This is a genomic window from Paenibacillus sp. FSL P4-0176, assembly GCF_037975265.1.
Classification (GTDB): Bacteria; Bacillota; Bacilli; order Paenibacillales; family Paenibacillaceae; genus Paenibacillus; species Paenibacillus amylolyticus.
The window spans coordinates 4,849,212-4,861,342 of sequence record NZ_CP150242.1; the positions used below are offsets into that span (position 1 = coordinate 4,849,212).

Here is a 12,131-nt window from a genome sequence, read left to right on the forward strand (position 1 = left end):
ATCTAAAAATCCCTTGAATCCAATCCCTTTTTTAGTTAGCCAATCTTTGATCTGCTGAGGTATTTTTCGTATTTGAATATAAGTAATTTATAAATTGCGGCATCTGCGCGATAGCCATAAGATCGGTGTCGATCTTCATCTTTTTAGCTGGTAATATGATAATTCTCATCGTGTTAATCCATCCTTAATCTACCGTTTTTTTTATCGTTATCCATTTTCCAGGATTGGACAGGCGAATCCAATGGTGAAGCATAATATCTTCTTTTGTCTTAGTAAGTATGATTGCTTTATTCATTCGGATTAGGCGTCAGCTGAATCCATTCATCTGTAAAGTTGTAGATATATTCCTGCGGATTGTCCTTGAATTTGACGACAACAGGATACATCGGCATTTTGCTTCGACGAGCGGTGATGCTTATAATCGTATTCCCATCTATTCCTTTTTCGGCGGTTAAATATGTTCTCAAATCATCCTCCAGCTTCTTCATGTCACTCTTATAAGAGCCATACCATGATAAAGAAGCGATGACAACTAGTGCAATTATAACTAATGAGGTCTTTAGCAACTTCATTTTACTCACCCTGACTTTAATTTATATTCTAATGATCCTAAATTTTAACAAACTGATTGAACCCGCTTATTTGGAATAGGCCCTTGCTACTATATCAGATCAAAACTTGTCAATATGCTATTACCTGAAGTTGGGTCGATATTCTCATGAGTCACCATGATCTGTTTTGTTATGATTATAAATAAAATACATTTAAATTAATAGGGTCTAAGAGAAAGGGTGCCGCTTCTTATGTTTATTGTTCAACTACTGCTCGCTCTCGCACTTTTGGGCGGTTCAGACAGCTCCAATGATACCACATCTACACAACTGGAAGTAAATCCGTTACTGCCTCACCCTGCTTATTCTGAACTTGTCTTGGAATCCGGTTTAAAGCCTTTCCGTTCTGAACTAACATACAAAGGACTTGAACCAGACTATAATCAATTTGAGCAGGCCGCTAAAATTCTTCAGGACAAGCTTTTGGAAAGCGCACTACCACCGCTTCTATCCAAATCCGGAGATACAGGTACATTTGATTACGGCGGACAATTAAAATTGTTGAAAACTGTCCCTCTGAAGCAAAGTATTGAATTCGGTCCTTTAACTATTCATATGATGGATGCTCAGTTATTAGAGGCTAGTGATATTCCAGATGATACCCGTAAAAACATTTCTATTCTGAATCATGAAGATGTTGGTCCTGATATAACTTATATCAAAATCATCTACAGTGTGGAAAATACAACGGATCAAAATATCGGATTTTACGGTTTGAATTCGATCCATCCGAACACAGGTAAACCTATCTCAGCGGATCGTAATTTCATGAGAAAACCCTATGTTTATCATCAATATGACGGCGTAGTCATGGATAATATGGGCTATGGTTTAGTATACACAGATGACCCCGACAAGCTGGAATCCATTGAATTGGTTTTCAATAGAATCTATGACTATGATACTGGAGAAACCATTGTAGAGCCTACTTCATTGAATATCCCTTTCACGGTCCAGAAGTAATATTAAACTTATATTTGCTTCAATTTTAAGATACCATTTTTCAACGATATAATAATTATTAAACCCCGGCCATGTACCTGCGGATGAGCAGCATACAGCCGGGGTTCCTTGTTGTATTAAGAAAATACATTTGTTCTATCTATAAACTCAAACTATCTCATCTCGTAAAATCATGCTGCCCAATGGTCAGCAGCGTAGGCCTGCTCTTACTCCACACCGACGTGGCAATCTTCGGATTGTAATAATAGAGCGCTCCGTTCGTCGGATCAGCACCGTTCAATGCCTTACGAGCAGCCCTGTAAGAGGTCTGGGTTGGCTTGGTATTAAACTGCCCATCGTCTATAGCCGTGAATTGTCCTTTCTGGAAAATAACCTTCGAAATAGACGACGGGAATTCACTCGAATGTACCCGATTCAACACAACCGCTCCTACAGCGACTTGCCCTTCAAAAGACTCCCCGCGCGCTTCACCGTGGATCAGCTTCGCCAACTGGCGCAGCGTCTCGCCCTCGGCTTTGGCCTTTTTGTTCAGCCTATTCAGCGTCGCTGGACCTGCAACGCCGTCTGCACTCAGTCCCTGCGCCTGCTGGAACTTGCGGACAGCACCTTTGGTGATGGTACCGTAATATCCAGTCATTCCAGCATCGAAGTAGCCCAGATCGCTTAATTGCTCCTGCAATTGCAGCACATGTTCGCTACGAACGCCCTGTTCCAGCTTCTGTGCTCCCGCAGAAGGAGCTGCCACGGTCAATCCCAGAGTCAATGCGCAGGCACCGAGAAGCATGCTGACCCGCCCTGCTCTTTTGCCAGCCATGTTACCCTTCCCATGAGTGACTTTCCGACTGACAGTGATAGGTTCCATGTTGTCAGCAAACGTTAATTGATCCAGCCCCTCATTTGTGCTATCAACTGTAGTCCGTTCATTACTGATCATATTGCTTCCCACCTTCATCTCTTTCATCTCACTCACGCTATCTAATTCACTTATCATATTCTTTTCATTGATTTCATTCGGTTGATCCATTCCAATATTATTCTTCATCATTCCATTAACCTCCACTTTTCTGAATCCAGATCCCACATCTTTCTCCTGAATCCTCACGGTTGGACATCCCGAGTGTCATTATAGGATATAGAAAAAATGAAGTCTATCGGACCGATGACGCAGTGAAAAAACGACACCGAACATAACAAAAAGAGGCATGAGCCCATGGTCACACCATGGTCATGCCCCTTCTTGTATCAACCATATACCGCTTGTCCAACCCGTTATTTCCATAGGCAGGCAGACCCGTACAAAAGTTGCGTTGTATTTATTGACAATTACTCGGCCAGTTCCTGACCCTTCGTTTCCCGGCCCCAGAACAGTACAGCCGCTGCGCCAATGAGGATTGTCACGAAGAAAATCGTGAAAATCAGGCTGATTGCCACTTCGCGTTGAACCAGCATACCGACCATTAATGGGGCAAGTACACCACCGATCCGACCAACCGATGTGGCAAGTCCAACACCTGTCGAACGAACGGAAGTCGGATACAATTCCGGGCTGTAGGCGTACAGACCACCCCAAGCTCCCAGATTGAAGAAGGAAAGACAGATTCCTGCGGTCAGGATCGTGGCTTCCGTTGTAGCCAATCCGAACGCAATCGCACTGAATGCAGTCAAGGTAAGGTACACAACCAGTACGAACTTGCGCCCGTAACGTTCAATAAAGTAAGCAGCGGTGAAGTAACCTGGCAACTGTGCAATCGTCATGATCAGCACGTATTGGAAACTTTTAACCAACGTAAATCCTTTTGCCATTACAACCGAAGGCAGCCACAGGAACATTCCATAATAAGAGAAAATGACGGTAAACCACAAAATCCAGAGCATCAACGTTGTACGGCGATGTGGTGCTGACCAGACGGTAGCCACTTTCTCGCGGAACGTGATTTTATGAAGCTTGGTATGATTCTTGTACCGCGGCGGGTCCTGAATGGCACGACGCAGATACAGTGCATAGAACGCCGGAAGCGCACCAATGGCAAAGGCAATTCTCCATCCGTACTCGGGGATAACAAAGTTGGCAATGAGTGCTGATACAATCCAGCCCCCTGCCCAGAAACTTTCCAATAATACAACGGCACGTCCCCGTTCCGCTGTAGGCATCGACTCCGATACCAGTGTGGATGCCACGGGCAACTCTCCGCCAAGTCCGATACCCGCAACCAGGCGCAGTGCACACAATACGGCGAATCCGGTCGCCAGTGCAGACAGACCGCTTGCAATCGTAAAGATTAACAAGGTCCACATCAGAATGGCCTTCCGTCCAAAACGGTCCGCAAGTGCACCTGCAAGCAAAGCACCGAGCGCCATACCGATCGAGTTAATACTCGTAAGCACGCCGACTTGTCCGGGACTGAGACTCCATTCCTTGGCAAGTGCAGCCACTATAAAGGAGATCATACCAACTTCCATCGCATCAAACAGCCAGCTCATGCCGGCACTGAACAGCAGCTTGCGCTGCTTGGGATTCCGCAATACTTCCAGTTTGCTCATCACTTATAGCTCCCTTGATCTCTATGTAGTCATTCTGACACTAAATCATTATTATGCAGAATGCTCCAGAAATCAATGCAAAATAAGCTTTTCCTTCCGATTTCTGCGATACCTCACCCCTTGAGTGAACCCGCTGTCAGACCTGCTACAAAGTAACGCTGGAGTAGAAGGAACAACGCAATCATCGGAATGGCGGTTACCAGCACACCCGTAAGCATCATCGGATAGTTCGTCACGTATTCCCCGCGGAACTGCATAAGCGCGAGCGGTAAAGTGAGCTTGGACTTACTGCTGAGCATCAGCATCGGAATAAGCAAGTCATTCCAGACCATGACGAGCAGGAACGTAGCCGTTGCCGCCAGCGAAGGTGTAGCCAGTGGCAGTGCAATCCGCGTATAGAGTCTCCATTCGCTGGCCCCATCCATACTGCCCGCTTCCAGAATCTCCGAATTGAGCATGCGCATGAAACCTGTCAGCATAAATACTGAGACAGGCATCAGCATCGCGGCAGAGACCACAATCAATCCCGTGAGACTGTCCGACCACCCGAGTGTACGCGTGAGAGAATAGATCGGCAACATACTCACTTGGGAAGGAACGATTAGACCGGCTACGAACAGAGCAAACACGATTTTTCCTACACTACCGCCCCAGCGGACAATGGCGTAAGCAATCATGCTACTCAGCAATAACTCAATGGCAACCGTACCAAGCGTCACGACCAAACTGTTCCCGAAATATTGCCACATCGGCTGATTGCGGAACATGCCGGTGATGTTATCCCACGTAAACGGGTCCGGCCAGCTGAACGGACTGGTGAAGAAGTTGCTGCTTGTTTTGAACGAGGATACAAATACAAAGTACAGCGGCACAAGGATCAGCAGCGCGTATACCAACAGGATCAGGCGATTGAACCATTTTAAAAACATGTGAACTCCCTTCTGCCTCGGTTGCAGGATGAATGCTCCAGCATTAACCTCAATAGCTCACCCGGTCAGCGCGTAGTGCCTTGAACTGCAATAACGTCAGCAACGCGAGCAACACCAGGAAGATCATGGAACCGGCAGAAGCCAGACCAAATGAATAGCTGCCAAAGGCGGTATGATAGATATATGTTGTCAAAATTTCAGTTGCGTAGTTCGGGCCTCCGTCCGTCATGGTGAAAATGAGGTCAAATGCCTTGAACGACTGAATGGTCGTATAGGCCACAACAATCGTTGCCGAAGGTGCCAGCAGTGGCCAAGTCACGGTACGGAATACCTGCCATTTGCTGCCGCCGTCCATGCGAGCCGCTTCATACAGTTCTGCCGGAATGCCTTGCAGACCTGCGATGAATACAATCATCATCTGTCCAGCATGGGCCCAGACTTGGACCGCAGCGATGGAATAGATGGCGATCTTAGGATCACCAATCCAGTTGCGAGCAATACTGCTCATCCCGGCTTCATTCAATCCATAGTTGATCAATCCAATGGATGGATCATACATAAATGCCCAAATCAATCCAACCGATACGGAGGACAGAATCGCAGGCAGGAAATACAATGCCCGAAGCACGATGCGTGTCTTGGTATTACGTACCAAGAGTAGAGCCAGGACAAGTGAAATAAAGGTTTGTGCAATAACAACCGTTAACATGAACTCCACGTTGTTACCAAAGGCTTTGCGGAATACGATGTTGCTGAGACTGTCCTTGTAATTATCCAGCCCTACAAATGCATACGACGGGGATACCCCGTCCCAATCCGTAAAGGAATAGAACAGCCCCGTCAATGTAGGAAATACGAACAATCCAACGTACAGCAGCAACCCAGGGATCAGAAACAGGGAAAGCTGAAGACGGTTTTTCATCGTTTATTTCCCGATATGCTGATCAATGATCGCTTGTGCCTGCTGTGCTGCTTCTTCTGGAGAAGTGCCGCTCAGTACAGCCTGGATGGAGTTGGTTACTGCTTTTTGATTATCTCCGTTCAAGATGGTGAACCGTGGCTGGAACACGGTCTTTTTGGTTGCCCATTCTCCGGCTACCTGAAGCTCAGGCGTATCGTACTTCACATCATTCACCGTTACATTTTGTCCCGTTTGGTTGGCATAGTCACTCGCTACATCGGGATTGCTAAGGAATTCGAGGAACTTCTTCGCTTCTTCCGGATGTTTTGACTTGCTGTTCACCGCGAGCATGAACGTAGTAGTATGCACTCCTTCATACTTCGCTTGATCTGCACTTACTGTAATCGGTGCAAGCAGTTTTTGCTCCAGGTTCGGATTCTGCTGTTTGTTCTGAGCCAATTGATACGATCCACTTGCCAGCATCGCTGCTTTCTCTTGAATAAACAGTGCGCCAGCCGCAGGGTCCTTCGTACCCAGTGCATCTTGCTGGAAGTAACCTTTATCGTTCAGTTCCTTGATTTGAGTCAACGTTTTCACCCAAAACTCATCCGTCAGTTTGGCTTCGCCCGCTTCTACTTTGGTAAAAATGTCGTCACTCGGTGCATTGTTCATCACCATTGTATTCATGAATTGCCCTGGGCCAATGTCCGCTCCGGCAAAGGCAATCGGAATGATGCCATTGTCTTTCAGCTTCTGGCAAAGTGCCAGAAAGCCTTCCCAATCGGTCGGCGGCGTCAAGCCGTATTGTTCAAACAGTTTTACATTATAAATTGGATCGTTATATACGAGTTGATACGGGATCGCATATTGCTTGCCATCGTGCTGTCCTGATTCAATCAACTTTGAATTGTAGGCCGACAGGAACGATGATCCGGTCAGATCCGTGAACAAGCCGGCTTTGGTGAAAGCTTCGAACTGTGCACCTGGGAAGGAGGCAAATACATCCCCTACCGAACCGTCACTGATTTTGGATTGTACGGTGGACTGGTATTGATCGGAGGGCAGTGTCTGCATCTCCACGTTGATGTTCGGGTTTTCTTTTTCAAATGCGTCAATAGTCTTGTTGAGTGCTTCGGAGTCTTCTCCACGCCAGTGCATGAAGCTGATCGTAACTTTACCTGAACCCGAGGAGCCGTTCTCTCCAGATGACGCGTTATCCCCACCGCCGCAAGCTGACAGCAGGATGGACATCACCAGCATACTGACGAGCGGCAGGATCAATTTTTTGTTTTTTTTCATGAAAGACGACCTCCTGAGGATGCTTGATATTTTAACTAAAGAATGTTTATACTGACCACTCCGATGACAGAATAACCTTCCGATCGCTGTTATCCCCAGATTTATTTGATTCCTTTTTATAAAAGGAAAAATCCGGGGATAAAGGCGAACGCTTCGCTTCTTCACGTTATTTCTGTCCTCTCCGTTTTCGTATAAAAAGATTAGTTAAACTTACTTAGTTAGTAGTAACTTGATGCTGCTTCTGTCTTGTTTTCCATTTCTCGCGAATGATCGGCATCACAGTCCGGCCGAAAATTTCGGCCTCTTCCAGATGCGGGTAACCGGACAGAATGAAAGTCGTAACGCCGAGATCTCCATATTCCATCAAACGCTCTGCGACCTGTTCGGCTGTACCTACAATGAGGATCGCACCGCCGGAACGCACAACGGACAAGCCTGTCCACAGGTTGGGACCTACGACAAACTGCTGCTTCTCGGACAGTTCCCGTAGCTCGTTCTGTCTGCGTTGGTTGGTTGCATCCGTCTCGGCAAAAGCGGCTTTGGCTTTCTCAATCGCTTCTGGTGGTACTTTGCTAATAATCTCCCACGCTGCTGCCCATGCTTCTTCTTCGGTATCCCGAATAAGTACCTGAGCACGCATGCCGTAACGGAGTTGACGATCTTGTCCGGTTTCCTCTTTCACCTGCTGACGAATGACCTCAATCTCTTCGATCTGCTCCTGAATCCAGTCATGGGGCTCGCCCCACATGAGAAACGTATCCGCATGTTCAACAGCGACCTTTTTCGCAATCGGAGAACTTCCTCCCAGATAAAATGGTGGATGCGGATTTTGCACCGTCTCCGGCATGCCTACCGGTCCTTTGAAGTTGTAATACTGGCCGTTGAATTCAGGATTGGGATCGCTGGGTGCGTCTGCACCAGATTTTGAACCACTTCCGGCAAACTCCGTCAGATTCATGCCCGTCGATTGGGTCCATGAACGCTTCATGACTTCCATATACTCGCTTGCCCGCACATACCGTTCATCATGCGCATGTGCCAGTGGATCGCCGAGTTCCTCCAGATCTCGAACGGAACTGCCTGTCACCACATTGATCATGGCGCGACCACCAGAGAGCTGATCCAGTGCCGCTCCCATTCGTGCAGCGAGTACGGGGGTAACCAATCCCGGGCGAATGGCGACAAGGGGACGCAATGTCTTCGTGTGACTCATCACAGCCGAGCCAACCACCCACGCGTCCAGACAGGCTCCCCCTGTCGGAATCAGTACAAATTCGAATCCTGCCTTCTCCGCCGTCTGTGCCACATCGACCAGATACTCCAGACTCGGTTCCCGTTCCGGGGCAACCCCAACATACTTACCATCCCCTGCTGTAGGCAAAAACCATCCAAACTTCATCTCTTCGTGTTCGCTCACAAAAGTCAATCCCTTCTATGAATAAATAAAGTCTCATGTTAAAAAAAGTTATTGTTACGCCTCCTTGACGTTCCGGGTACGAATCGTTCTTCCGATCACTGTTATCCTTGAATTTTTTGATTCTCCTTTTTTAAAGGTAAAATTCTAGGATAAAGGCGACCGCTTCGCTTCTTCAGAATCGATTTCGTCCCCTCCACTACGTTGGCATCTCTTGAAACTTATTTTTAAAGTGCGCCTAATTTCCGATCATTTTATTCGTATGAAAGCTCCAAATACCGATTAATTAACTTGGTTTAATAGGTATGGACATCATAACAATTGATTTGTCTGTGAGCAATGTCATTTCGCGGCAATTTTATTTTGTCATTTTGTGGTCTTTTCTCAGATTTAGGTCTTCCTGATCTTGAATATATATAAAACCCACCTGTATAATAGGTTTAAATACATGTTCAAAAAGTCTGGTTTTCAGTACCGAGAAGATGGAATGAAGCTAGAAATGGAGTAGTGGAGCGTAGGAAAACTACGTGAGCAACCACAATGTTTCCAAAGGAAACATACTTCGTAAGCCTCCCGCTTATCTCGGCTGAATTTCAGCTTCGATGTTGATGATGCCACTAGGCATGATTCGTAATCAAAAGTGGACTTTTTGAACTACATCTGTAAGCGAAACTTTTGGAATGTACAAACGATACTTATACAATAAAGAGGTGTTCCTAATGACCGAGAGCATGAAGGAGGACCACCATGAGTTTTTGGATATTATTTTCTTCACTCCATCTGAATTCGAGAAAGCTGGTGGCGCCTGGCCGATCCGCATCGGCCGTAATATAGCCAAGACCAACTATCATATTGGCCCGCGCACCACACCTTATTATTATTTGCTATTTGTGCTGGAGGGGGAAGGTACATTCATACAGAACGGACAGCGTCACGCCCTTCGTGCCAGGGATGCGTTCTGTCTGTTTCCACATGTTACCCATGAGTACTGGACGGACCCCGAGGATACGTTGCAGAAAATATTTATTGCCTTTGATGGTGCACATGCAGCCGAACTGCTTTCCCGAATTGGACTTACACCCGACTCACCATACCGTTCAGGTGTACTTACCCCGGAGACTGCAAGTGCCATGCGCTCATTCATGGAGGATGTTCGCAAACCGCAGGACGGAGCGAGTGATCTGGGACGACTCACCCGGTTTCTAACTCTATTCGACCGGATTGCCCGCTCCCCCGCAACCAAAGGATTGCAACCGGATTCAGCCACGCCTTGGCTCCAGAAAGGCAAGGAATACATGGACATTCATTTTGCAGGCGGCATCTCCGTGGAAGGTGTGTCCGCTCATGCGGGTGTGGATCGAACCCATTTTGCCAAACAGTTCCGCAAAGCCTATGGTCTGTCCCCTGTGCAATATATCCAGCAATTGAAAATGACCCAAGCCAAACGTCTACTCGTGCAGACGCCGCTAAGCTTAACTGAAGTGGCTCATTCGGTAGGTTACCCGGACTTGTTCTCCTTCTCCAAAGCGTTCAAAAAGCAAGTCGGTTTGCCGCCCAATCGCTATCGCACAGCGGAGAGCAGTAAAGAGTAAGTCCATAAAGAAAAGTGGAATCTATTTATTGATATGGCTAGAAACAATAAAAGGCAAGTTCCTTCGATCATTTGACCGTGGACTTGCCTTATTTTTTGAACTATATAATTGTAATTAACGCTCCTACATATATGTTAGCAACACTAAACAATATGTGTATATAAGAAAAATGAATATAACCTACATAAATGAAACAAAATTCAAGTTTAGGAGTTACAGATGGTAGATTCACATTTCATTCATATGTATAAAATAAGTTCCTGTGCGTCTCAACTATAGGAGATTCGTTTTCGTTCAGAACACATTTAAGGGATCTCCCCCTAATAAAGCGGTATTCCTTTTAAAAACTGAATTCACTTAAAAACACACATGCCAGCACAATAAATTACATTATAAAAAAAATAATCGCTACTTTAATCTGTACTATATTTGTATATTTCGCTATTTATCCCTTCTTTGTGACTTTCAATGGGTAAGAAAGAAAAGTGAATTTTGCTATATTTCAAATATTTTATCTAGTTCATAGGCTCTAGATGCTTTGGATTGTCACTTGAAGAGCTGAACTGTTCAATATTCCCGTCTTTGAAAATGATGTATTGATACTTATCATTAGGCTCGTCAGCGAATGTTACGGCAGCACCATAAGGAGCTTCTGAGCTTTTGAAGGAATACGTGCCGGATATATCTTTAAGCTCCTCAGGTGAATAGCCTTTTTGTTGAATTAAATAGGCTCTCACTTTCTCTTCAGCATCATTTTTTGTGATTGGATTACCAAATAAACTTAAATATCCCCATCCTGATATAACTACAACTAACGCTAGAATAGATAGCAAACTGATTTTAATTCTTTTAGTCATATAAAGTCCTCCTATTATGAGAGTCGAAACTTAGAAATAATTCACAGTTAAGCCCCAAAAGGAGCTTAACTGTGAATATAAGAAATATTTGAACTATTTAGAAGTTACTTCCCCAAGAACCAGCCAATGAGAAACCTTTTTCATTCAGAAAATGATAGGGGCCATAAATACCACTCCAAAATGGTCCATGCCCATCAATAGATACGCCTCCACCAAAATAATAAGCGTTCCAAGCAATTTTAGAACAGTACATTTCTTTTTCGTAGGATCCAATTGTATTGATTAGGCCATACTCTACCACACTTCTATAATTTGTATAGTAGGAAGCAGCCCAAACTCCAGCTTTGCTAGCTATGCTTGAATTTTTATAACGCATAATTTTTGTATTCGCATTTCTACTCTTCCAAGTAGAAATAGATATCTTCTCTAGAGGCAACTTGTAACCACCAATTTAAACGACGCTGCCCCCAGCGTCCGTTACAATGCCAGCATGTCCTGTCAGACCTTTTGAACTAGTATTGTTGGTAACTAGTACATCTCCAACACGAATAGGTGTAGAAGTTCCTGGATAATACTCATCCGGTATTGCGAATACTCCTACGGAGTCATCCTTCTGTTCTGTAATAACAGTATTATTGTTATTAAAATCTGAGGCTCTCGCTGCCGGAGATTCAGTAATTTGTTGTTCGGCATATGTAGTAGTTTCTGCACTAGCCATACCGATAGAAAAAATAGAGAAGATCATTAGCAACAAGAAACTAGTTAACAATGTTGTTCTTTTCATTATTTATCTCCAAAATGAAATATTTCGAACTCCGACCGATGTCGATAAAGGAATAATATTACAATATAAAAGATATGTAAATAGTATAATAAATCTATTGATAATAACAAAAAAGGATATTATTAGGTGTCAAGATTGAAAACTCGGTGTTCCCCCCAGATAATTTGAATCGAATGAAGCTTTACTATTGGCTTATATATGATTTAAGTCCCTTTAAGTACTATAGCTTGGATTCATATT

Annotated in this window: 12 protein-coding genes; 2 read left to right on the plus strand and 10 right to left on the minus strand. The window is 44.9% G+C overall.

Going from position 1 to position 12,131, the window contains the following annotated elements; genetic code table 11:
• Window positions 1-287: 287 nt before the first annotated feature.
• Window positions 288-572 carry a DUF3139 domain-containing protein gene (locus tag MKY95_RS22535; RefSeq protein ID WP_047843660.1) on the minus strand — a complete coding sequence of 95 codons (285 nt, stop codon included), beginning with the start codon at window positions 570-572 and terminating at the stop codon, window positions 288-290.
• 231 nt (window positions 573-803) lie between these two features.
• Here MKY95_RS22535 and MKY95_RS22540 point away from each other — a divergent pair, with 231 nt between their 5' ends.
• Complete coding sequence (locus MKY95_RS22540) at window positions 804-1,574, plus strand: hypothetical protein (protein WP_036614535.1); 771 nt, start codon at window positions 804-806, stop codon at window positions 1,572-1,574.
• Window positions 1,575-1,731: 157 nt separating this feature from the next.
• Here MKY95_RS22540 and MKY95_RS22545 read toward each other — a convergent pair whose 3' ends face one another.
• The 6 genes from MKY95_RS22545 to MKY95_RS22570 form a co-directional block, all read right to left on the minus strand.
• A complete protein-coding gene (locus tag MKY95_RS22545) occupies window positions 1,732-2,619 on the minus strand; it encodes a cell wall hydrolase (RefSeq protein ID WP_256721302.1) in 888 nt (295 codons plus the stop codon).
• Between the two features lie 278 nt (window positions 2,620-2,897).
• Complete coding sequence (locus MKY95_RS22550; RefSeq protein WP_036614537.1) at window positions 2,898-4,115, minus strand: MFS transporter; 1,218 nt, start codon at window positions 4,113-4,115, stop codon at window positions 2,898-2,900.
• A 113-nt stretch (window positions 4,116-4,228) separates the two neighbouring features.
• Window positions 4,229-5,044 (minus strand): carbohydrate ABC transporter permease, encoded by an 816-nt coding sequence (locus tag MKY95_RS22555; RefSeq protein ID WP_076318935.1) that lies wholly within the window; start codon window positions 5,042-5,044, stop codon window positions 4,229-4,231.
• Between the two features lie 49 nt (window positions 5,045-5,093).
• Window positions 5,094-5,966, minus strand: a complete 873-nt coding sequence (locus MKY95_RS22560; protein WP_179088666.1) for a sugar ABC transporter permease — start codon at window positions 5,964-5,966, stop codon at window positions 5,094-5,096.
• Between the two features lie 3 nt (window positions 5,967-5,969).
• Window positions 5,970-7,244, minus strand: a complete 1,275-nt coding sequence (locus MKY95_RS22565; protein ID WP_076318934.1) for a sugar ABC transporter substrate-binding protein — start codon at window positions 7,242-7,244, stop codon at window positions 5,970-5,972.
• Window positions 7,245-7,458: 214 nt separating this feature from the next.
• Window positions 7,459-8,643, minus strand: coding sequence for an LLM class flavin-dependent oxidoreductase (locus MKY95_RS22570; RefSeq protein ID WP_076319011.1), 1,185 nt, complete (start codon window positions 8,641-8,643; stop codon window positions 7,459-7,461).
• Window positions 8,644-9,377: 734 nt separating this feature from the next.
• Between MKY95_RS22570 and MKY95_RS22575 the strand changes: the two genes are divergently transcribed.
• Complete coding sequence (locus MKY95_RS22575; protein WP_076318933.1) at window positions 9,378-10,250, plus strand: AraC family transcriptional regulator; 873 nt, start codon at window positions 9,378-9,380, stop codon at window positions 10,248-10,250.
• Window positions 10,251-10,765: 515 nt separating this feature from the next.
• On the opposite strand, the gene MKY95_RS22580 is transcribed toward MKY95_RS22575, so the two are convergent.
• From MKY95_RS22580 to MKY95_RS22590, 3 genes are all read right to left on the minus strand, one after another.
• Window positions 10,766-11,107, minus strand: a complete 342-nt coding sequence (locus MKY95_RS22580) for a DUF3139 domain-containing protein (protein ID WP_076318932.1) — start codon at window positions 11,105-11,107, stop codon at window positions 10,766-10,768.
• A gap of 97 nt (window positions 11,108-11,204) precedes the next feature.
• Complete coding sequence (locus MKY95_RS22585) at window positions 11,205-11,543, minus strand: hypothetical protein (protein ID WP_076318931.1); 339 nt, start codon at window positions 11,541-11,543, stop codon at window positions 11,205-11,207.
• A 15-nt stretch (window positions 11,544-11,558) separates the two neighbouring features.
• Window positions 11,559-11,891 carry a CHAP domain-containing protein gene (locus MKY95_RS22590; RefSeq protein WP_076318930.1) on the minus strand — a complete coding sequence of 111 codons (333 nt, stop codon included), beginning with the start codon at window positions 11,889-11,891 and terminating at the stop codon, window positions 11,559-11,561.
• Between the last annotated feature and the right edge of the window lie 240 nt (window positions 11,892-12,131).

Bases quoted from the DNA above. Each gene is read 5' to 3' on its own strand.
- MKY95_RS22555 (WP_076318935.1), bottom strand. From the start codon at position 5,044: ATGTTTTTAAAATGGTTCAATCGCCTGATCCTGTTGGTATACGCGCTG.
- MKY95_RS22590 (WP_076318930.1), bottom strand. From the start codon at position 11,891: ATGAAAAGAACAACATTGTTAACTAGTTTCTTGTTGCTAATGATCTTC.
- MKY95_RS22535 (WP_047843660.1), bottom strand. From the start codon at position 572: ATGAAGTTGCTAAAGACCTCATTAGTTATAATTGCACTAGTTGTCATC.
- MKY95_RS22560 (WP_179088666.1), bottom strand. From the start codon at position 5,966: ATGAAAAACCGTCTTCAGCTTTCCCTGTTTCTGATCCCTGGGTTGCTG.
- MKY95_RS22565 (WP_076318934.1), bottom strand. From the start codon at position 7,244: ATGAAAAAAAACAAAAAATTGATCCTGCCGCTCGTCAGTATGCTGGTG.
- MKY95_RS22550 (WP_036614537.1), bottom strand. From the start codon at position 4,115: ATGAGCAAACTGGAAGTATTGCGGAATCCCAAGCAGCGCAAGCTGCTG.
- MKY95_RS22545 (WP_256721302.1), bottom strand. From the start codon at position 2,619: ATGATGAAGAATAATATTGGAATGGATCAACCGAATGAAATCAATGAA.
- MKY95_RS22575 (WP_076318933.1), top strand. From the start codon at position 9,378: ATGACCGAGAGCATGAAGGAGGACCACCATGAGTTTTTGGATATTATT.
- MKY95_RS22580 (WP_076318932.1), bottom strand. From the start codon at position 11,107: ATGACTAAAAGAATTAAAATCAGTTTGCTATCTATTCTAGCGTTAGTT.
- MKY95_RS22570 (WP_076319011.1), bottom strand. From the start codon at position 8,643: ATGAAGTTTGGATGGTTTTTGCCTACAGCAGGGGATGGTAAGTATGTT.
- MKY95_RS22540 (WP_036614535.1), top strand. From the start codon at position 804: ATGTTTATTGTTCAACTACTGCTCGCTCTCGCACTTTTGGGCGGTTCA.